Here is a 20,081-nt window from a genome sequence, read left to right as displayed (position 1 = left end):
CGGGACCGACCTGACGTCAGGTGCGCGGAGCGCGTCGGCGCGCCGCACGCAGCACGACCATGCCCGTCCCGGCGACGGCCGCGCCGATCGCCCCCGCGGCGAGGAAGCCGGCACTCGCCCCGAAACGGTCGATGAGCAGCCCGCACAGCGGGGCGCCGAGGGCCGCCCCGACGGTCATCGCCGACCCGTTCCAGCCCATCACCTCGCCGCGCCGGTGCTCGGGCACGATCGTCACGAGCGTCGCCGTGATCGCCGACAGGGCGGGTGCGCACGGGACCCCGGCGAGCACCAGGGCGACGGCGAGCAGCATGGGCGTGCCCGCAAACGCCGCGGGGATCGTGAGCAGGCCGAGCGCGAGCACGAGGGCGAGCGGGTGCACCGACCGCCGCCCGGCGCCGTAAACAAGGCCCCCGACCACCGAACCCCCCGCCCAGAGCGCGATCATCCAGCCGGCCGAGGACGCCTGCCCCCACTCGACCAGGGCGGCCACGATGGCGACGTCGGTCCCGTTCAGCACGAGGGACGCCGCGCTCGACGCGAGGAGCACGACGAGCAGGCTCGGGCTGAGCACGCGCTCGCTCGCCCGGACGCTCGCGCTCACGGGCTCGGGCGGCGCGCCGCCCCCGCGCTCGAGCACCTGGACGCTGCGCGTCGGCGGGTCGAACCACATGAGCAGGACGCCGGCGCCGACCGTCGCGACGCCGACGCCGACGAGGGCCGCGGTCGTGGACCACGAGGTGGCCACCAGGACCGCGAGCGCCGGCGCGAGCATGAACGTGAGCTCGGTGCAGACCGAATCGAGCGCGAACGCCGTGCGCTGCTCCTCGCGCGGCACGAGCACCGCCAGCGACTGCCGCACGACCGAGAAGATCGGCACCATGAAGACGCCCGCGAGCGCGGCGGCGCCGATGAGCGCCTCGAAGCCCAGGAACGGCGCCGCGATCCAGACCGCCGCCTCGACCACCACCGACGGCGCGAGCGCCCGGCGAAGCCCCAACCGGTCCACCAGCCGGCCGCGCCACGGCGCGCCGACCGCCATCCCGAGGGTCATCGCGGCCGCGACGATCCCGGCCGCGCCGTAGCCGCGCCCGAGCGGCCCGACCACGTGCAGGGTCACCACGACGCCGAGGCTGGCGTGCGGGATGCGCGCGACGAGCGCGACGAGCACGAGGCGCAGCACGGCCGGGCGGCGGAGCAAGCGCCCGTACGGGGCGAGGGACATGGCGCAGATCCTCCCAGAGCCCGGCGGATGCCCGCACCGGCGCCCGGCCTGCGCACCGGTGCACGCACGCCGGGCGCGGCGCAACCTATCCTGAGGAGCGTGACGACCGATCCGAGGTACGCCGCCGACCCGGGCCACGACGCGCCCCGATCCTGGAGCCCCGGCATGAGCAGACCGGACACTGACGTCCTGCCCGTCTACGCGGCCTCGGCCGCGGCGCTCGCCGCGTCCGCGAGCGGCTCGGTGCGCGAGGATGGCGCCGCCGACGATGGCGCCCCAGATCCCGGCGCCACCGATCCCCAGGCGCCCGAACGCTCGACCGAGCGACCCGCCCGGCGTCGACGCTGGCCGGTCGTCGTGCTCACCATCGCACTGGTGCTCGCCCTCGCGCTCGCCGGCTACCTGCTCGCCACGACCCTGCGGTACGAGGAGCGGGCGGCCTGGACCGAGGATCAGGCCCGGCAGATCGGGGCCGAGCTGGCCACGACGCGCACCGAGCTCGAGGGGACGACGGCCGAGCTCGAGGCCGTTCGGGTCCAGCTCGACACGGCGCAGGCGCGGATCACGGAGCTGGCCGACGAGAAGGCCCAGGTCGGTGACGACCGCGAGACGCAGCGGCAGCTCGCGGACTACCAGCAGCGGATCAGCGAGGCGGCCGGCACGGTGGCGTCCGCCCTCGAGCGCTGCGTCCAGGGTCAGGACACCCTCATCGGCTACCTGAACAACCCGACCGCGTACGACCCGGCCCAGCTCGTCCAGTTCGGTACCGACGTCGACGGCCTGTGCGCCTCCGCCACGACCGCGAACCAGACTCTGCAGGACGAGCTCGCGCGGTGACCCGGACGACCGTCACGGCGGGGCGGGCGCTCGCCGCCCTCGCCCTCGCCGCGCCGATCCTCGCCGGCTGCGGCGTGCTCCCGGCGCTGCCGGGGCCCGAGCCCCACGACCTCGTGCCCTCGAGCGTGCCGGGGGCGGAGCCGACGGAGACCGGGAACCTCTCCCCCGACGGCTTCGACCAGGCGCGACGGATGGCGGTCCGGATCCGCAACGTCGGCTGCGACTCGCTGTCGACCGGCTCGGGCTTCGCGATCGACGCGACCACGCTGATCACCAACCGGCACGTCGTCGCCGACTCGGCCGACCTCCAGCTGAGCACCTACGACGGCCGCGACATCGCCGCGACCGCCGCGAGCACGGCGTCCCTCGCCGACCTCGCGATCGTCCGCACGGTCGACGAGCTCCCGGCGTTCCCCGAGCTGGCCGAGGCCGACCCGGAGCCGGGCGACGCGGTGACCGTCGTCGGCTACCCCCAAGGCGGCCAGCTGACGGTCACGAGCGGGCAGGTCATGGGCAGCACGACCGATCCGCTGAACGAGAACCTGGGCCAGGTTCTGGTCACCGACGCGCCGGTCGAGCCGGGCAGCTCGGGCTCGGCCGTGCTCGACGCTGAGGGTCGGGTGATCGGCGTGGTCTACGCGAAAAACGTCGACGACATGTCATTCATCGTGCCCGTCAGCACGTTGCGGAGCATGCTTGCGGACGAGGCCATGTTCGTCGCCTCGCCCACGTGCGCCGGCTGATCCACGGCCGGCGCCGGCTCTCCTGGAGGTCCCTGTGCCCGACTCCCCCGCCTTCGATCCCGCCGCGCTGACTCGCGCCGCGAGCGACGTGCTCACCGTTCGCCGGGTGTTCGGCGAGGCCTACGAGCGCGGCGGCACGCTCGTCATCCCCGTCGCCAAGATCATGGGCGGCACGGGCAACGGCTCGGGCACCGGCAGCCTCGGCGCCGGCGCCGCGCGCGAGGAGCCCGGGCACGGCCCGCACGGCGAGAGCGAGGGGTCCGGCGGCGGGGGCGGCTTCGCGGTCCGGGTGCGCCCGATCGGCGCCTACGTGATCGACGACTCCGGGGTGCACTGGCGCCCGGCGCTCGACCTCAACCGCGTGATCCTCGGCGGTCAGGCCGTGGGGATCGTGGTGTCGCTGGCCCTGGCGCTGGCGCTGCGGCGTCGGCGGCGCTGACGAGCCGAAGCTCGAGCGAGTCGACCCGGCGGGCGACCGTCTCGTCGGCCGCGAGCGCGGCGTTCGCGCGCGCGATCACGGCGTCGAGCGTCGGGCGGTCGAGCCGCGGCTTGACGGCGAGCAGGACGGCCACCTCGGCGCGCCGGCCCGGCTCCGCCCCGACCCGGACGACGTGCGGGACGCCCGCGAGCGCCGCCGCCAGCGCGGCGCGGACGGCCGGCTCGACGGCGCCGTCCGCGACCGCGGGGAGCCACCGCTCACCGCACGCGAGGGCGACGACGGCCGGGCGCCCGATCACGAAGGTCACGGGTCCGCCGGCGTCCAGCACCATGACCTCCCACCCCTCCCCGATCGCGGAGGCCGCGGCCCGGGCCACGTCGGTCGGCACGGGGCGCGCGTCGGCCCGCCACCGCGCCATGGTCGCGACGGACGAGAAGATGGGCAGCGCCGAGCGGCCGTCCCGCACGCGCAGCGCGACGATGCCGGCCGAGGCCGCCTCTCCCGGCTCCACCTGGGCCAGCACGGGCACGAGGACGCGGGCCGCCGCGAGGGCCGCGACGACATCCGCCGCCCCGCCGGTGTCGGCCGCCAGGGCGGCGGCCAAGCGCGGGTCGGCCGCGCCGTCGTCGTCCGCGAACGGCGACGACGGCGCGAGCTCGCGCCGGTGCCCGCCCGCCGCCCGCTCCCCGCTCACGGCACGCTCCCCGCTCATGGGCGGCCGGCGACGTCCAGGGCCTGCGGCAGCGTGAACGCGCCGGCGTAGAGCGCCTTGCCCACGATCGCGCCCTCGAGCCCGGCGGGCACCAGCTCCCGGAGCGCGACGAGGTCCGCGAGGCTCGAGATCCCGCCGGACGCGACCACAGGCGCGTCCGTGCGCGCGCAAACCTCCCGCAGCAGGTCGACGTTCGGGCCGCGCAGCGTGCCGTCCTTCGTCACGTCGGTCACCACGTACCGCGCGCAGCCCACGCCCTCGAGCCGCGCGAGGACCTCCCAGAGGTCGCCGCCCTCCTTCGTCCAGCCGCGGGCCGCGAGCGTCGTGCCCCGCACGTCGAGGCCGACGGCGATCGCGTCGCCGTGCCGCGCGATCGCCCGCGCCGTCCACTCGGGATCCTCGAGCGCCGCCGTGCCGAGGTTGACCCGGACGGCGCCCGTGGCGAGTGCCCGCTCGAGCGAGACGTCGTCCCGGATCCCGCCCGACATCTCGACCTTGACCCCGTGGTCCGAGAGCGCGCGCGCCACCTCGGCCAGCACGGGCGCGTTCGAGCCCCGGCCGAACGCCGCATCGAGATCGACGAGGTGCACCCACTCCGCCCCGCCAACCTGCCAGTCGAGGGCCGCGGCGAGCGGGTCGCCGTACGACGTCGCGGAGCCCGCCTCGCCCTGCACGAGCCGGACGGCGTGCCCGTCCGCGACGTCCACGGCGGGCAGGAGCTCCAGGCGGTCGGTCACGATACGTCCTCTCGTGGGAGTCACCGCAGCGACCGGGTCCAGTTGGCGAGCAGCTGGGCCCCGGCGTCGCCGGACTTCTCGGGGTGGAACTGCGTTGCGGTCAGGGGGCCGTTCTCGACGGCGGCGACGAAGCGCCCGCCGTGGTCGGCCCACGTCACCTGCGGCGGGGCGAACAGCGCGTCGCCCAGCGGCGCGAAGGCGCGCGCGGCGTAGGAGTGCACGAAGTAGAACCGCTCGGCCTCGACGCCGGCGAAGAGCAGGGAGCCCGCCGGCGGCTCGACGGTCGCCCAGCCCATGTGCGGCACGACGGCCGCCTCGAGGCGGTCGACCAGGCCGGGCCACTCCCCGAGCCCGGGGGTGCGCTCGCCGTGCTCGTCGCCGGCCTCGAACAGCACCTGCATGCCGACGCAGATGCCGAGGACGGGCCGCCCGCCCGCGAGGCGGCGGCCGATGATCTGGCCGCCCCGGACCTCGTCGAGGCCGCGCATGACGGCGGCGAATGCGCCGACGCCGGGCACGACGAGCCCGTCGGCGTCGGCCGCCCGGGCCGGATCGGCGGTCAGCTCGACCCGCGCGCCCACGCGCTCGAGGGCGCGCACCGCGGACCGGACGTTGCCGAACCCGTAGTCGAGCACGACGACAGACGGGGAGGTGGCCACGGCAGGGGACTTTACCGGCAGCGCACTAGGGGCGCCGGTGGGCGCGCCCCGCCGCCGCGAGGATGCGCATCGCCTTCAGCCGGGACATGCCGACGCTCGAGACGACGCCCTCGAGGTCGGCGGGAGTGGCCGAGCCGAGGATGACGTCCTCGAGCACCTCGGGCGCGTCACCGAGCACCAGGCCGGGCGCGAGGTCGCCGTCGCGCGCGCCGTCGATCCAGCGGCCGGCCGAGATCTGCCCGTCCCGGCGCTCCAGCAGCACGACCGGGACGCCGCGCAGCAGCCGCGAGATCGCGCCGGCCGCGGCCGCCGGGGCGTCGCCGTCGCGGTCGCGCAGCACGGCGAGCGCGCCGACAGGGGTCGGCACGGCGTCCATCCGGATCTTCGCGACCGCGCACGTCGCCGCGAGGGCCTCGGCGTTTGCGACCGGCGTCAGCACGAGCGCGACGCCCACCTCGCCCTCGAGCGAGGAGGCGTCGTCGGGCACGCTCACAGCGCGCCCTTCGTCGACGGCACGCCCTCGATGCGGGGATCCAGAGCGACCGCCGCGCGCAGCGCGCGCGCGAGCGCCTTGAACTGCGCCTCGACGATGTGGTGCGGATCGCGACCCGAGAGCACCCGCACGTGCAGGCAGATCCCCGCGTGGTGCGCGATGGACTCGAACACGTGCCGCGTCAGCGACCCCGTGAAGTGGCCGCCGATGAGGTGGTACTCCTGCCCGGCGGGCTCGCCGGTGTGCACGAGGTAGGGCCGGCCGGAGACGTCGACGACCGCCTGGGCGAGCGCCTCGTCGAGCGGCACGAGCGCGTCGCCGAACCGCGCGATGCCGGCCTTGTCGCCGAGCGCGACCCGCAGCGCCTCGCCGAAGGCGATGGCGACGTCCTCGACGGTGTGGTGCACGTCGATGTGGGTGTCCCCCGTCGCGCGGACGGTGAGGTCGATGAGGGAGTGCTTGCCCAGCGCGGTGAGCATGTGATCGTAGAACGGCACCGACGTCGAGATGTCGGTGCGGCCGCGGCCGTCCAGGTCGATCTCGACCACGACGCTCGACTCCGACGTCGTCCGTTCGATCCGTGCCGTGCGCGCACCCGTACCACTCACAGCGCTGCCACCTCCACCAGGGCGGCACGGAACGCCGCCATCTCCTCGCGGGTGCCGATCGACACCCGCAGCCAGCCGTAGGGTCCCACCTCGCGGATCAGGACGCCGCGGTCGAGCAGACCCTGCCAGATCGCGCGAGCGTCGTCGAACGTGCCGAACAGCGCGAAGTTCGCGTCCGAGTCCGCGACGGTCAGGCCGCGCGCGCGCAGCCAGGCGACGCACTCGTCCCGCTCGGCGCGCAGCGACCCGACCTGGGCCATCAGCTCGGGGGCGTGCCGCAGCGCCGCGCGCGCGACCGCCTGCGTGACGCCGGACAGGTGGTAGGGCAGCCGGACGATCCGGAGCGCGTCGATGAGCTCGGGCGCCGCGGCGAGGTAGCCGACCCGGGCGCCCGCGAGCCCGAAGGCCTTCGACATGGTCCGGCTCACCGCGAGCAGCGGGTACGTGTCGAGCAGCTCGAGCGCCGAGGGGACGCCGGCGCGGCGGAACTCGCCGTACGCCTCGTCGACGACGACGACGCACCCGCCCGTGACCTCGGCCGCGGCCGCGAGCACCGCCTCGATCGTCGCGAGCGGAAGCGCGGTGCCGGTCGGGTTGTTCGGGCTCGCGAGCAGCACGACGGACGGCGACACCTCCGCGATCGTCGCGTGCGCGACGTCGGGATCGAGGGTGAAGTCCGTCTCCCGCCGCCCGGCGAGCCAGGTGGTCGCGGTGTCGCGCGCGTACTCGGGGTACATCGAGTAGGTCGGGGCGAACGACAGCGCGGTCCGCCCGGGCCCGCCGAACGCCTGCAGCAGGTGCAGCATGACCTCGTTCGAGCCGTTCGCGGCCCAGAGCTGCGCCGGGGCGAGCGCGACGCCGGACTCGGCGAGCAGGTACGCGGCGAGGTCCTCGCGCAGCGCAAGGAAGTCGCGGTCCGGGTAGCGGTTCAGGCCGGCCGCGGCGACGGCGACGTCGGCCGCGATGTCCGCGACGACCGCCGCGGACGGGGGGTACGGGTTCTCGTTGACGTTGAGGCGCACGGACACGTCCAGCTGGGGCGCTCCGTACGGGGTGAGGCCGGCGAGCTCGCGGCGCAGGGGAAGAGGCACGCTCCCGAGTCTAGGGACGGATCTACTCGGGCCGGTTCGCGCCCGCGCCGCCCACCCGGAACGGCTCGCTGACCCCGGTGTACGCAAGATGCGCGACGAGGCCCTGCTGGGCGTGCGGCAGGTTGTGGCAGTGGTCCATCCAGACCCCTGGGTTGTCCGCGACAAACGCCACCTCGAACTCCTCCCCGTCCCGTACCTCGAGCGAGTCGGTCCACCAGGGGCCGCCGGTCGCGGCGACGCCGTCGCGGCTGAGCACGACGACGTGGTGCCCGTGCAGGTGCATCGGGTGCGCCTGCCCACTGCTGTTGGAGATCGTCATCCGGACGACGTCGCCCTCGGCGACGACGAACATCGGCAGGTCGGGGAACAGGTGCCCGTTGATCGTCCAGTGCAGCCCGGGCCGACCGGCGACGAAGCCGAACCGGCGCCCGATGGCGAGCTCGAAGGTGCGGTCCGCCGCCTGCGGGTCGAAGCCGAGGGCGGCGGGAGTGCCGTAGCCCAGCAGGTCGAGCTCCGTGCCCGGGTCGCGCGCGGCCGCGCCGGACGGGCCGCGGGACCCGGCCGGGCCGACCACCAGGTCCGCCCCCCCGCCCAGGCGAACGACCGCGGCGGAGCCGTCCGCGGGCGCCGTGATCTCGAGGTCGGCGCGGCCGCCTGCTCCGATCACGACGGCGACGTCGCGCACGGGCGTCGCGCCGGTCAGGTCCCGGCCGTCGACGGCCAGGAGCGCGAACCCTGCCCCGGCGACCCACACCCGCAGCGCGGCGTTGTCGGTGTTGATCACCCGGATCCGCGCGGCGGTGCCCGGCGCGACCACGTGCCGCTGCTGGCCGGCGGTCCCGTTGATCGTGCGGGTGCCCGCGTAGGTGTGCAGGAGCGCGATCGCCTCGTCGGCACCTGCGGCCGTCGCCCGCGGGTGCACGACGAGCGGGCCCAGCAGGCCGAGCCGTACCTGGCGGTGGGAGACCTGGTGCGAGTGGTACCAGTACGTGCCCGCGTCCTGCGCGACGAAGCGGTAGACGTGCTCGCCCCCCACCGGCACCGCCTCCTGCGTCACGCCCGCGACGCCGTCCTCCGCGTTCGGCACGTCGACGCCGTGCCAGTGCAGCGTGACGCCGTCCGGGACCGAGGCGTTGCGCAGCGTGACCTCGACGAGGTCGCCCTGCGTCGCCTCGATCAGCGGCCCCGGCGTCGTCCCGCCGATCGTGTAGCCCTCGACGACTGTCCCGTCGGGCAGCGTGATCCGCTCGGCGGCCGCCTCGAGGGTGACCGCCACGTCGGGCTCGGCGTCCGCCGGGCCGGTCAGCGTCGCGACCGACACGTCGCCCGGCCGGGCGGGCGGCCCTCCCCACCCGGCCTCCGCGCGGTCGGCGTGGGCCCCCGTCACCTGTCCCCCGCCCGCGTCGACGTACCCCATGCCCAGCACCGAGTAGGTCGAGGGCACGAGGCTCGTCGACCAGAACCAGGTCACGGGCGCGACGACGACGAGCGTGGCGACCACGGCCGCGACCACGCGCCGACGGCGGGCGAGCGGCGACGAAACCGGTGGCGACGGCGGTGGCGACGGCGGTGCGCCGTCGTCGGTCACGCCGCGGCGCGACTGGCCGGCGCGGCGGCGCCGGCCCGCGGCCGCGACCCGAGCCGGCTGGCCGTCAGGGCGGTCCCGAGGATCGCGAGGGCGTTGAGCCCGTGCAGCGCGCCGACGATCGGGGCGCCGAACGCGGCAAACGCGAGCGCGATCTGCACGACGACGAGCACGAAGATGATCACGGCCGAGCGCACGCCGCCGCGCAGCCGCGCGAAGAACGCGACGATCAGCAGCGCCACCGCGAGCAGGGGGATCACCATCACGCCGACGGTGCCGTGCAGCGCATGGCCCGCGTTGAGCTCGGTGTCGGAGGTGTACACCGCGCCGGCGTCGACGTCGCTGATCACCTGGAACCACCCGTAGGCGATCGAGGCCGCCTGGACGGCGACGCCGAGGGCGATGAGTAGGGCAAGGACGCGGTAGGCACTCTTCATGGCGGCGGTTCCCTTCCGGCGGATGAACCCTTCGACAGGGTCAACGCTAGGAGTCGCGGGCACGCAACGGAATACCCGCCGACGCGGCGGGCCGGCGGACATGTGGTGGGCGCGACTGGGCCATTCGGGTCCGGGTCCGAACGGGGCGGGGCCCTTCGTCCCGGTCCGCAGCGGGCGACGCGACCTAGTTTTGAGGAAGCGAGCGCCAATCGGCGGACACCCGCGCGAGGAGGCAGCCATGGAGACCATGCGCGCCGCTGTCGTGCGGTCGTTCAGCGAGCCGCTGTCGATCGAGCAGGTGCCGGTCCCGGTCCCCGGGCCGCACGAGGTGCTCATCAAGGTCGAGTACACGGGCGTGTGCCACACCGACGTGCACGCGGTGCGCGGGGAGTGGGACGAACTCGCCCCGCTGCCCCTGATCCCCGGGCACGAGGGGCACGGGCCCGTCGTCGCGATCGGCGCCGACGTCGAGGGCGTGCGCATCGGCGACCGCCTCGGCGGGACCTGGGTCGCGAGCGCGTGCGGCACGTGCGCCTACTGCCTGTCCGGGGCCGAGCACCTGTGCCCGGGCCAGCACAACTTCGGCTACTCGCGGGCCGGCAGCTTCGCGGAGTTCATGATCCTCGACCCGCAGTACGCCGCGTCGATCCCGGCCGGCGTCGACGGCGTCGGCGTCTGCCCGATCCTGTGCAGCGGCGTCAGCGCCTACCGCGCGCTGAAGGCCACCGAGGCCCGCCCCGGCCAGTGGGTCGTCATCTCCGGGATCGGCGGGGTCGGCCACCTCGCGGTGCAGTACGCCCGCGCGATGGGCCTGCGCGTCGCCGCGGTCGACATCGACGAGGCGAAGCTCGCGCTCGCGCGCAAGCACGGCGCCGAGGTCACCGTGAACGCGCTCACGCAGAACCCCGGGGCCGAGCTGACGGCGCAGCTCGGTGGCGCCCACGCCGCGGTCGTGACGGCCGCGAGCCCGCAGGCGTTCGCCGACTCGCTCGCCATGCTGCGCCGGGGCGGGACGGTCGCGCTCGTCGGCCGCCCGCAGGGCGCGTTCTCCCTCGACATCGTCGACACGGTCCGGCGCGGGCTCACGGTGCGCGGCTCGACGGCGGGCAGCCGGCTCGACCTCGTCGAGGCGCTCGAGCTGTTCGCGGACGGCGCGATCGACCCCTCCATCACGCTGCACCCGTTCGCGAGCGTCGGCGCCGTCCTGGCCGACCTCGCCTCGGGCCTCAGCGACGGCAGCGCCGTGCTCGACCTCACGGTCTGATCCCACCGCTCCATCCACACCGCGGCATCCACACCGCGGCCCGGGCCTGTCCCAGGGCCTGCCTACCATCGAGCCATGAGTCTTCCCGAAGTTCTCGACCGCGCCGCGCTGCACGGGCAGGCGCAGGCCGCGCTCGTCGCGCTCGTCGGCCGCCCCGACGCGACGCTGCGCACCGACCAGTGGACCGCGATCGAGGCGCTCGTGGCCGACCGGCGCCGGGCCCTCGTCGTGCAGCGCACCGGCTGGGGCAAGTCCGCGGTGTACTTCGTGGCCACCGCGTTGCTACGGGCCGCCGGCGCGGGCCCGACCGTGATCATCTCGCCGCTGCTCGCCCTCATGCGCAACCAGGTCGACGCCGCCCAGCGCGCCGGGATCCGCGCCGAGACCATCAACTCGGCCAACGTCGGGGACTGGGCCGGCGTGCAGGCCCGCGTCGCGGCGGGCGAGGTCGACGTGCTCCTCGTCTCGCCCGAGCGGCTGAACAACCCGGGCTTCCGCGACGAGGTCCTGCCGCAGCTCGCCGCGACGGCGGGGCTCGTCGTCATCGACGAGGCGCACTGCATCTCCGACTGGGGCCACGACTTCCGGCCGGACTACCGGCGCATCCGCACCCTGCTCACCGAGCTGCCCGCCGGCATCCCCGTGCTCGCGACCACGGCGACGGCCAACACGCGGGTGACCTCCGACGTCGCCGAGCAGCTCGCGGTGACCGAGCAGGGCGCCGACGCCGACGTGCTCGTGCTGCGCGGCTCGCTCGACCGCGAGAGCCTGCACCTGGCCGTGCGCGAGCTGCCGGGCACCGCCGCGCAGCTCGCCTGGCTCGCGCACAACCTTCCCCAGATCGACGGCTCGGGCATCGTCTACTGCCTGACCGTCGCGGCGGCGCAGCAGGTCGCCGAGTACCTGCGGGCCGCCGGGCTGCAGGTGCGCGCGTACACCGGGCAGACCGACACCGCCGAGCGCGAGGTCGCTGAGCAGGACCTCCTGGCCAACCGCGTCAAGGCGCTGATCGCGACGTCGGCGCTCGGGATGGGCTTCGACAAGGGCGACCTCGCGTTCGTGGTCCACCTCGGCGCGCCCGCCTCCCCGATCGCGTACTACCAGCAGGTCGGCCGCGCGGGCCGCGCGACCGAGCGCGCCGAGGTCGTGCTGCTGCCCGGCCGCGAGGACCGCGCGATCTGGGACTACTTCGCGTCCATGGCGTTCCCGCCCGAGGCCGAGGTGCGCGCGACGCTCGCGGCGCTGGAGGGGGCCGGCACGCTCTCGACCGCCGCCCTCGAGACCCGGGTCTCGCTGCGGCGCAACCGCCTCGAGCTCATGCTCAAGGTCCTGGACGTCGACGGGGCGGTCCAGCGGGTGCGCGGCGGCTGGCGCTCGACCGGGCAGGAGTGGACGTACGACGCGGACCGGTACGCGCGCGTCGCGGCCACCCGCCGCGCCGAGCAGCAGGCGATGGTCGACTACGTGCGCGGCGACGAGTGCCGGATGGCGTTCCTGCGCGGCGCGCTCGACGACCCCGATCTCCCGCCCGGCTGGCGCTGCGGGCGCTGCGACGTGTGCGGCGGCGCGACGGCGGGCGCGGCCCCGGACGCGGGCGAGATCGAGGCGGCCCGGGAACGGCTCGCCGTCCCGGGCGTCGAGGTCGAGCCGCGGCGGCAGTGGCCCGCCGGCATGGCCGGCCTCGGCGTGGAGCTCACGGGCAAGATCGCCCCGGCCGAGCGCGCCGAGACGGGGCGGGCGCTCGCGCGCCTGGACGGCATCGGCTGGGGCGGCCTGCTCCGCGACCTGTTCGCGGGCGCCGACAGCGGGCTACCGGTCCCCCTGCGCAACCCGGTGCTCGAGGTGCTCGGCGCCTGGCAGCCGGACCCGGCCCCCGCGGGGATCGTCGTCGTCGCGTCCCAGACCCGGCCCGAGCTCGTCGAGCACCTCGCGGCGGGCATCGCGCGCCGGCTCGGGATCCCGATCGTCGGGACCGTCCGCCCGGCCGCGCGCCTCGGGCCCGGGCGGCACGACGTCAACTCGGCGCAGCGCCTGGCCGGCATCGCGCGCCGCCTCGAGCTCGACCTGTCGCCCGAGGCAGCCGAGGGCCTCGCGGGCCGCGCCGTCCTGCTCGTGGACGACCGGACCGACTCCGGATGGACGCTCGCCGTCGGCGCGCGCCTGCTGCGCCGCGCGGGCGCGAGCGCGGTCTACCCGTTTGTCCTCGGGGTCGGCTGAGGTCGCCGCAGGCGTGCCGGGCACGCGCTACTGGTCGCGGTAGCTCGCGGCCAGCAGCGCCAGCCCCTCGTCGAGCGTGACGGCGGGCGTCCACCCGAGGGCGGACCGGGTGGCCCGCTGGTCGAACCAGTGCGCGGTCGAGAGCTGCTCGGCGAGGAAGCGGGTCATGGGCGGCTCCCCGGCGCCCACCTGTGCCCCCGCGCCCGCCCGTGCCCCGGCCCCGGCCCCGGCCCGACCAGACCAGACGGCCTCGACGAGGCCTCCGGCGGCGCGCGCGAGGCCGGCGGGGACCGACCACGCCGGGCTCGGCGCGCCCGCCGCGGCGCAGATCCCCGCGAGGAGGTCGCGGATCGGGCGCGGCTCCCCGTTCGTGACGACGTACGCGCGGCCGTACGCGGCGCGCGGGGCCACGAGCGCCGCCGCGAGCGCGTCGGCGGCGTTGGACACGTAGGTCGTGTCGATGAGCGCGGCGCCCGCGCCCAGCAGGGGCAGCCGGCCGGCGCGGGCGCGCTCGACGACCCGGGCCACGAGCTGCGTGTCCCCCGGCCCCCACACGAGATGGGGCCGGATCGCGATCACGGCCAGCTCCGGGGAGTGTGCGGCGAGCGCGGCGAGCTCCGCGGCGGCCTTGGTCCGCGCGTAGGCGCCCCGGGCCCGGCCCGGGTCGGCGACCCCCGCGCCCGCGCCGACGATCGCGGCGCCCAGGTGGGCGACCGACGGCGACGAGACCTGCACGAAGCGCGCGACGCCGGCGGCGGCCGCGGCCGCGAGCAGGGCGGTGGTGCCGCCGAGGTTGACGCGCCGGAACTCGTCCTCGGGCCCGGTCAGGGACACCTTGGCCGCCAGGTGCACGACGGCGTCGCAGCCGCGTGTTGCGCGCGCGACCGCGTCCTCGTCGGTCACCGACCCCCGCTGCTCGTCGGTGCCCGCGACGCCCGCCGGGCCGCGCTGGAACGTCCGGACGGCGTGGCCATCACGCAGTAGCCGCCCGACGACGGCACGGCCGAGCATCCCGCTCGCGCCCGTCACGAGCACGCGCAGCGGGGCGACCGGCTGCTCGGCCGCGGACTCCGCGGTCACGAGCGGCCGGCCTTCACCGGCGACCGGTCGTCACGGAAGCGCGTCGTCATGGTCGCCCGAGGCGGCCGCCGGCGAGCACCGCGGCGGCCCACCGCGCGATCCGGGTGCGGTCGACCTTGGAGTTGTGCCGCACGTCCGTGGGCAGTCGGGGCACGACGAGCACCGCGGCGACGGGCTCACCGATCGCGGCCCGGACGCCGGCACTCAGGTCGATCGACGCCAGCCCGGGCCGGCGGGCCGGCGGGTCGGTCTCGACGACGAGCACGACCTGCTGCGTCCCGGCGGGCCCCACCCCGACGGCCGCCGCGCGGGCGACCCCGGCCGCGCCCTCGGCACGGCGCTCGAAGCCGACGGGCGTGCGCACTCCTCCCGCCGTCGTGATCGCGTGCGTGAGCCGCCCCTCGACCCACAGCCGGCCCGCGCCGTCGAGGTGGCCGACGTCGCCCGTGCGGTGCCACCCGGCGTCGCGAGCCGACGCCCGCTGCGTCAGCCACAGGCGGTCGTAGTGGTCCATGACGTGCGGGCCCTGCACGAGGACCTCGCCCGTGACTGAGGCAGTCCCCGCGGGCGCGCCCGTGGCCGCGCCGGCCGCGTCGAGCGCGCTGATCGCGAGCCGCACCCGCGCGACGGGTCGGCCGACGCAGACGCCCTCCGATCCGCACTCGGCCTCGGCCGTGCGGATCTCGTCGAGCGAGATGTCGGTCACGGGCAGGGCCTCGGTCATCCCGTACGGCGTGTGGGCCTGCGCGGCCGGCATGAGCTCGCCCGCGGCGGCGAGCAGCCCGGGCGGCACGGGCGCGCCGGCGGACAGGAACAGCCGGACGCCCGCGAGCGCGCGCCGGCCCCTCGCGTCGAGCGCGGCCCCACTGGCCACGACGCCGGCGAGCGCCGCCGGGGAGGCGAAGACGACGTCGGCGTCGATCGCCGCGACCGCCTCGGCGAGCGCCGTGGCGGTGAGGGTCCGCGGCGCGGTGACGTCCATGTCGGGGCTCGCGCAGGTCGCCCCGAGGGCTGGCCCGAGCAGGGCGAACGGCGCGAAGCCGGCGACGAGCGCCGTCCCGGGCCCGATTCCGTAGGTCGCGGCGACGGCGTCGCGCATGCCCGCGAGCTGCCCGTGGGTGTACGTGACGCCCTTGGCCGGTCCGGTCGAGCCCGACGTGAACAGGATCGCGGCCGGGTCGGCCGGCGCGGGGCGCGGCGGCAGGGGCGCGGCGCCGGCGTGGCGCTCGGCGCGGCCCCGCTCGGCGAGCTCCACGAGCGTCGCCTCCACGCCGAGGACTCGGCGCGCGGCGGCCGTGAGCGGCCCCGCGCCGAAGCGGCGCGCCGACCAGCCGAGCGCGCGCGCCGCGACCAGGGCCCGTTCGATCCCGACGACGACGTCGGGGCGCGCGCCCCGCACGGCCCGCGAGAGACCGCGCAGCCCGAGCCCGGCGTCGGCCACCACGACGACCGCGCCGATGCGCAGGCAGGCGTACAGGATCGCCGTGAGATCCGCGCCGGGCGGGACCAGCAGACACACGCGGTCCCCGGGCGTGAGCCCCGCGACGAGCAGTCCGCGCGCGAGGTCGTCGACCTGGCGCGCCAGGAGTGCCCACGAGATCGAGCGCGGGCCGCCCCCGCCCGCCGGGGCGAGCTCGACCAGCGCGGTCGTCTCGTCGGACGCGCGCTCGTCGAGCGCGGCCCCCAACGGCCGCGACGGCGGCAGGTCGGCGGGTTCGGCGGCGGGTTCGGCGGCGGGTTCGGCGGCCGCACCCGGATCCGGCTCGCCGGTCGACGGCGCCGGCGCCGGGAAGCGGTCGGCGAGCCAGGCGAGGACCGCGCCGGCGACGTCGGCGTCCTCGGCGAGGAGGTGCCCGGCGCCCTCGAACCGGTGCACGTCCGCGCGCGGGAGCCGGTCGATCAGGTCGTCGAGGAAGCGGGCGACGAAGACGGGGTCGCGCGGACCCCACAGCACGAGCGCCGGGACCTCGAGCGTTCGCGCGGCGGCGGCGACCTGCTCCAGCGCCGGGCGGCTCGGATGGTCGGCGACGAGCGGGATGTCGGCGACGAAGTCACCGATCCCGGCCCGCCGCGATCGCGAGCGGTAGGGCGCCCGGTAGGCGTCGGCGACGGCGCGCGGCAGCCGCGGGTGCGCGATCGCGATCGCGGCTTCGAGGAACGCCGGGGTGGCCTCGGTGCTCGCGCGCAGCACGGGCCCGGCGAGCGCGACCCGCAGCGGCGCGGGCGCGTCCACCCCGAGCTCCTGGTGCAGGGCGGTGTTCGTCAGCACGACGCCGGCGAGCTGCCCGGGGTGCGCGGCGGCCCAGCCGATCGAGACGGCGCCGCCCCAGTCGTGCCCGACGGTGACCACGGGCCCCGTGAGGTCGAGGGCGTCCGTGAGCCGCCCGAGGTCGCCGATCCGGTCGGCGAGCCGGTGGGTGCGGCCGGTGCGCTCGGAGAACCCCATGCCCAGCTGGTCGACCGCGACGACGCGCCAGGGCCGCGGCGCCGCCGCGGCGGCGGCCACCAGCTCGCGCCACAGGTACGACCACGTCGGGTTGCCGTGCACGCACAGCAGCGTGCCGGCGCGGTCCGCCGGGGCAGCGGCGAGGGTCGGCCCGTTGTCGAGCACGTGCCAGGTGTCGACGCCGGCCGCGCCGCCCGGCCGGGGCACCTCGACGAGCCGGGACCAGGCGGGGTCGAGCCCGGGCAGGCCGGGCGGTGGCAGGAGGGCCGGTTCGGTGGGGCTCACCACGCGATCTCGAGCATGGCGGTGTTGAGCCCCGACCCCACCCCCATGCACAGCACCCGGTCGCCCGTCGCGAGGCTGTCGACCTCGCGCGCGAGCGTCATCGGCAGCGAGGCCGGACCGACGTTCCCGTAGGTCGGGAACGTGAGCGGCACGCGCGCGAGATCCAGGCCGAGCGCCTCCGCGATCGCGTCGACGTGCACGCGCGAGACCTGATGCATGACGTACCGCGCGAGCCCGGACCAGTTCCACTCGGGCTGGGCCTCGTCCCATGCCGCCTGCACCAGCTCGAGGCCGCCCGCGAGCAGGCCCGCGGGGTCGGTCCGCATCCCGTCGACACCGCCGACGCACAGGCCGTGGTGCTGGGTCGCGGCCCGCGTGACCCCGCCGACGAGGCGGTGCCCCCCCGGGTGATCGGCGATCGGGCCGAGCACGGCCGCCGCGGCGCCGGACCCGAGGGTCAGGGTCGCGAACTCGTCAAGGAAGCCCTGGCGCGTCACGTCCGGCCCGGCGAGCCGGGCGAGGGTCGCCTCCTGCGCGGGCTGCGAGTCCTCCCCGTCCACGATCACGGCGTAGCGGATCTGGCCGGCGTCGATCAGCGTCGCGGCCAGGGTGAGCCCGTTCACGAAGCCCAGGCACGCGTTCGTCAGGTCGAAGTTCAGCGCCGACGGCGGCAGCCCGAGTCCGTCGTGCACCTTGGACGCGACCGACGGCTCGAGGTGGGCGCGGGTCACGGACGTGTTGATGACCAGGCCGACGTCGCTCGCGTCGACCCCGGCCTCGGCGAGCGCCTTCGCGCCGGCCGCGATGGCCGCGTCGTCGAACGCGGTGTCCGCGTCCCACCAACGGCGCTCGCGCACCCCGGCGACGCGCTCGAGCAGGCCGCGCGGCAGCCGGAGCCGGCGCAGGCTCGCGGCCAGCCGCTCGTCGAAGTGGGACGACGGCACGACGACGGGCGCCTCGAGGCCCGTGACCGCGAGCAGGGCTGCGCCCGTGTGTCGGGTTGTGGCGTTGCCGTTCACGTGCGGACCTGTTTCTTCGGGGAAAGGCTGTGGCGAGCTCGGCTGGTACGGGGTGCGTGGCTGATACGGCGTGAGTGGGCGCGAGGCTGGGCGGGCGGGCGCCTACGGGCGTCAGCGCCTCCCATCTTCACATTCAGGCGGCGCGCCGTCGCGTCCAGCGTCAGAACCTCGCCCGGACGGCCTCGCCGTGGGCCGGCAGGTCCTCGGCGTTCGCGAGCGCGACGATCCGGTCGGCGACGACCGCCAGCGCGGTCGCGTCGTACTCGATCACCTGGACGGCCTTGAGGAAGCTGTGCACCCCGAGCGCGCTCGCGAAGTGCGCGCAGCCACCGGTCGGCAGGACGTGGTTGGAGCCGGCCATGTAGTCGCCGAGGGCGACGGGCGAGTACGGGCCGACGAAGATCGCGCCCGCGCTGCGCACCCGCTCGGCGAGCTCTGCCGCGCCCGCGGCCTGGATCTCCAGGTGCTCGGCCCCGTAGGCGTCCACGACGGCCACACCGGCCGCCATGTCGTCGACCAGCACGATCGCGGACTGCCGGCCGGTCAGCGCGGTCGTCACGCGGACGGCGTGCTTGGTGCGCACGACGCGCCCGGCGAGCAGCCCGTCGACGGCGTCGGCGAGCGCGACCGAGTCGGTCACGAGCACGGAGGCCGCGAGCGGGTCGTGCTCGGCCTGGCTGATGAGGTCCGCCGCGACGTGCACCGGGTCCGCGCCGCCGTCGGCGAGCACCGCGATCTCGGTCGGGCCCGCCTCCGCGTCGATGCCGACGGTCCCCCGGACCAGGCGCTTGGCGGCCGCGACGTAGACGTTGCCCGGGCCGGTGATCACGTCGACCGGCTCGCAGAGCCAGTCGCCGTCGACGGGCCCGGAGCCGACGGCGCCGTACGCGAGCATCGCGATGGCCTGGGCCCCGCCGGCGGCGTAGATCTCGTCGACGCCCAGCAGGGCGCAGGCCGCGAGCACCGTCGCGTTCGGAAGGCCGTCGTTCGACGCCTGCGGCGGCGACGCGACAGCGAGCGACGGGACGCCTGCCTCCTGCGCCGCGACGACGTTCATGACGACCGACGACGGGTAGACGGCCAGGCCGCCGGGGACGTACAGGCCGACCCGGCCCACGGGCACCCAGCGCTGGCGCACCGTCGCGCCCGGCGCGACGTCGACGGTGAAGCCGGCGGGGAGCTGGGCCGCGTGCACGGCCCGGACCCGGCGGATCGTCTCCTCGAGGGCCGCGCGGACCGCGGGGTCGAGGGCGGCGAGGGCCCGCGCCGGCTCCTGCGCCGGGACGCGCAGGTGCACGGGACGGACGCCGTCGAAGGTCTCGGCGAAATCGCGCAGGGCCGCGGCCCCGCGGGTGCGCACCGCGTCGATGATCGGCGCCACGAGATGGGTCGCGGCGTCCACGTCGATCTCGGCCCGGGGCAACGCGGCCACGAGCTCGCGGGTGGACAGCTGGCGACCGCGCAGGTCGAGGCGGGTAAGCACGGCGCGATTCTAGCCGGGCTCGCCGAGGCGGGATGATGGAGTCATGACCGACGCCCCAGTTCCGACCGTCCAGATCAGCAGCGACATCATCCGGCTCGGCCAGTTCCTCAAGCTGGCGGGGCTCGCGGAGTCCGGCGCGCACGCGCGCGAGCTCATCGAGGACGGCTCCGTCACGGTGAACGGCGAGGCGGAGAACCGCCGCGGGCGCCAGCTCCGCCGCGGCGACGAGATCGAGCTGGACCTGCCCGATCGGACGGTGCGCGCGCTCGTCGGCTGACCTCCGGGCTGGCGCACCGTTCCAGTCAGCGGACCGTGCCCATGACGCGATCGACGGCGAGGTGCAGCACGACGCGCTCCGGCTGGAACGCGAGCTGCCGGTACCGGTCCGCGTACCGCTCGACGGCCTCAGCGATCTGCGCGGGGTCCCGGGACATCGTCACGGTGCCCTCGAGGGTCAGCCAGCGCTGACCGTCCACCTGGCACAGCGCGGCCCGCAGCGGGGCGCCCCCCGCGCCGCCACGCTCGGCGGCGCGGGCCTTGACGCTCGTGCCGCGAGTGGTCACGCGGGCCCGCCCCGCGCCCGCGTCCCAGGTGAAGGCGACCGGCACGACGTGCGGCCTGCCGTCGGCGTGCACCGTCGTCAGGGTCGCGAGGTGCCGTTCGGTGACGAACTCGAGCTGGCCGGGTGTCAGGGTGATCACGGCCGCAGAGTCTAGGCGCTCCG

Annotated in this window: 20 protein-coding genes; 6 read left to right on the top strand and 14 right to left on the bottom strand. The window is 76.3% G+C overall.

What is annotated here, in order from left to right; genetic code table 11:
• Positions 1-16 precede the first annotated feature (16 nt).
• On the bottom strand, positions 17-1,222 hold the full coding sequence (locus tag J4E96_RS06960; RefSeq protein ID WP_227425042.1) for an MFS transporter: 1,206 nt from the start codon (positions 1,220-1,222) through the stop codon (positions 17-19).
• A 99-nt stretch (positions 1,223-1,321) separates the two neighbouring features.
• Here J4E96_RS06960 and J4E96_RS06955 point away from each other — a divergent pair, with 99 nt between their 5' ends.
• The 3 genes from J4E96_RS06955 to J4E96_RS06945 are packed head-to-tail and all read left to right on the top strand — an operon-like array spanning position 1,322 to position 3,241.
• Positions 1,322-2,059, top strand: a complete 738-nt coding sequence (locus J4E96_RS06955) for a hypothetical protein (RefSeq protein WP_227425041.1) — start codon at positions 1,322-1,324, stop codon at positions 2,057-2,059.
• The gene (locus J4E96_RS06950) at positions 2,056-2,802 is read left to right on the top strand and encodes a S1C family serine protease (RefSeq protein ID WP_227425040.1); all 747 of its coding nucleotides are present in this window, start codon (positions 2,056-2,058) and stop codon (positions 2,800-2,802) included. Before J4E96_RS06955 ends, J4E96_RS06950 begins: the two co-directional genes overlap by 4 nt.
• Positions 2,803-2,836: 34 nt before the next feature.
• Positions 2,837-3,241 carry a spore germination protein GerW family protein gene (locus J4E96_RS06945; protein WP_227425039.1) on the top strand — a complete coding sequence of 135 codons (405 nt, stop codon included), beginning with the start codon at positions 2,837-2,839 and terminating at the stop codon, positions 3,239-3,241.
• Here the strand turns inward: J4E96_RS06945 and J4E96_RS06940 are convergent.
• From J4E96_RS06940 to J4E96_RS06905, 8 genes are all read right to left on the bottom strand, one after another.
• Complete coding sequence (locus J4E96_RS06940) at positions 3,156-3,935, bottom strand: SseB family protein (RefSeq protein WP_227425038.1); 780 nt, start codon at positions 3,933-3,935, stop codon at positions 3,156-3,158. The genes J4E96_RS06945 and J4E96_RS06940 overlap by 86 nt on opposite strands.
• A 14-nt stretch (positions 3,936-3,949) precedes the next feature.
• Entirely contained in the window at positions 3,950-4,690 is a 741-nt protein-coding gene (gene priA, locus J4E96_RS06935; protein WP_227425037.1) for a bifunctional 1-(5-phosphoribosyl)-5-((5-phosphoribosylamino)methylideneamino)imidazole-4-carboxamide isomerase/phosphoribosylanthranilate isomerase PriA, read from the bottom strand.
• A gap of 20 nt (positions 4,691-4,710) precedes the next feature.
• Entirely contained in the window at positions 4,711-5,349 is a 639-nt protein-coding gene (gene hisH / locus J4E96_RS06930) for an imidazole glycerol phosphate synthase subunit HisH (protein ID WP_227425036.1), read from the bottom strand.
• Positions 5,350-5,374: 25 nt separating this feature from the next.
• Entirely contained in the window at positions 5,375-5,842 is a 468-nt protein-coding gene (locus J4E96_RS06925) for a hypothetical protein (protein WP_227425035.1), read from the bottom strand.
• The gene (gene hisB, locus J4E96_RS06920; RefSeq protein WP_227425034.1) at positions 5,839-6,450 is read right to left on the bottom strand and encodes an imidazoleglycerol-phosphate dehydratase HisB; all 612 of its coding nucleotides are present in this window, start codon (positions 6,448-6,450) and stop codon (positions 5,839-5,841) included. Before hisB ends, J4E96_RS06925 begins: the two co-directional genes overlap by 4 nt.
• Positions 6,447-7,541: a histidinol-phosphate transaminase gene (locus J4E96_RS06915; RefSeq protein WP_227425033.1), complete on the bottom strand. Its 1,095-nt coding sequence runs from the start codon at positions 7,539-7,541 to the stop codon at positions 6,447-6,449. The genes hisB and J4E96_RS06915 overlap by 4 nt, the downstream gene beginning before the upstream one ends.
• Before the next feature lie 22 nt (positions 7,542-7,563).
• Positions 7,564-9,054 (bottom strand): multicopper oxidase family protein, encoded by a 1,491-nt coding sequence (locus J4E96_RS06910; protein ID WP_227425032.1) that lies wholly within the window; start codon positions 9,052-9,054, stop codon positions 7,564-7,566.
• Positions 9,055-9,125: 71 nt separating this feature from the next.
• Complete coding sequence (locus J4E96_RS06905; protein WP_227425031.1) at positions 9,126-9,563, bottom strand: hypothetical protein; 438 nt, start codon at positions 9,561-9,563, stop codon at positions 9,126-9,128.
• Positions 9,564-9,801: 238 nt separating this feature from the next.
• Here J4E96_RS06905 and J4E96_RS06900 point away from each other — a divergent pair, with 238 nt between their 5' ends.
• Positions 9,802-10,827 (top strand): zinc-dependent alcohol dehydrogenase, encoded by a 1,026-nt coding sequence (locus J4E96_RS06900; RefSeq protein WP_227425030.1) that lies wholly within the window; start codon positions 9,802-9,804, stop codon positions 10,825-10,827.
• A gap of 75 nt (positions 10,828-10,902) precedes the next feature.
• On the top strand, positions 10,903-13,044 hold the full coding sequence (locus tag J4E96_RS06895; protein WP_227425029.1) for a RecQ family ATP-dependent DNA helicase: 2,142 nt from the start codon (positions 10,903-10,905) through the stop codon (positions 13,042-13,044).
• Positions 13,045-13,071: 27 nt separating this feature from the next.
• Here J4E96_RS06895 and J4E96_RS06890 read toward each other — a convergent pair whose 3' ends face one another.
• The 4 genes from J4E96_RS06890 to hisD all read right to left on the bottom strand — a co-directional run bounded on the left by J4E96_RS06890 (position 13,072) and on the right by hisD (position 19,357).
• Positions 13,072-14,085, bottom strand: coding sequence for an NAD-dependent epimerase/dehydratase family protein (locus J4E96_RS06890; protein ID WP_227425689.1), 1,014 nt, complete (start codon positions 14,083-14,085; stop codon positions 13,072-13,074).
• Between the two features lie 85 nt (positions 14,086-14,170).
• Positions 14,171-16,855 carry an alpha/beta fold hydrolase gene (locus tag J4E96_RS06885; protein ID WP_227425028.1) on the bottom strand — a complete coding sequence of 895 codons (2,685 nt, stop codon included), beginning with the start codon at positions 16,853-16,855 and terminating at the stop codon, positions 14,171-14,173.
• On the bottom strand, positions 16,852-17,874 hold the full coding sequence (locus tag J4E96_RS06880; protein ID WP_227425027.1) for a 3-oxoacyl-ACP synthase III: 1,023 nt from the start codon (positions 17,872-17,874) through the stop codon (positions 16,852-16,854). Before J4E96_RS06880 ends, J4E96_RS06885 begins: the two co-directional genes overlap by 4 nt.
• Before the next feature lie 160 nt (positions 17,875-18,034).
• A complete protein-coding gene (gene hisD / locus J4E96_RS06875; protein ID WP_227425026.1) occupies positions 18,035-19,357 on the bottom strand; it encodes a histidinol dehydrogenase in 1,323 nt (440 codons plus the stop codon).
• Between the two features lie 43 nt (positions 19,358-19,400).
• Here hisD and J4E96_RS06870 point away from each other — a divergent pair, with 43 nt between their 5' ends.
• On the top strand, positions 19,401-19,634 hold the full coding sequence (locus tag J4E96_RS06870; protein WP_227425025.1) for an RNA-binding S4 domain-containing protein: 234 nt from the start codon (positions 19,401-19,403) through the stop codon (positions 19,632-19,634).
• A 25-nt stretch (positions 19,635-19,659) separates the two neighbouring features.
• Here the strand turns inward: J4E96_RS06870 and J4E96_RS06865 are convergent, their stop codons facing one another.
• Positions 19,660-20,058 (bottom strand): pyridoxamine 5'-phosphate oxidase family protein, encoded by a 399-nt coding sequence (locus J4E96_RS06865; RefSeq protein WP_227425024.1) that lies wholly within the window; start codon positions 20,056-20,058, stop codon positions 19,660-19,662.
• Positions 20,059-20,081: the final 23 nt, after the last annotated feature.

This window comes from Pengzhenrongella sicca, assembly GCF_017569225.1.
GTDB lineage: Bacteria > Actinomycetota > Actinomycetes > Actinomycetales > Cellulomonadaceae > Pengzhenrongella > Pengzhenrongella sicca.
Note: the sequence above shows the minus strand (reverse complement) of the source record. Positions and strands in the feature narration are given on the sequence as shown.

Coding starts and splice junctions, on each gene's coding strand:
- J4E96_RS06960 (WP_227425042.1), bottom strand. CDS start 1,222: ATGTCCCTCGCCCCGTACGGGCGCTTGCTCCGCCGCCCGGCCGTGCTG.
- J4E96_RS06905 (WP_227425031.1), bottom strand. CDS start 9,563: ATGAAGAGTGCCTACCGCGTCCTTGCCCTACTCATCGCCCTCGGCGTC.
- J4E96_RS06900 (WP_227425030.1), top strand. CDS start 9,802: ATGGAGACCATGCGCGCCGCTGTCGTGCGGTCGTTCAGCGAGCCGCTG.
- J4E96_RS06895 (WP_227425029.1), top strand. CDS start 10,903: ATGAGTCTTCCCGAAGTTCTCGACCGCGCCGCGCTGCACGGGCAGGCG.
- J4E96_RS06870 (WP_227425025.1), top strand. CDS start 19,401: ATGACCGACGCCCCAGTTCCGACCGTCCAGATCAGCAGCGACATCATC.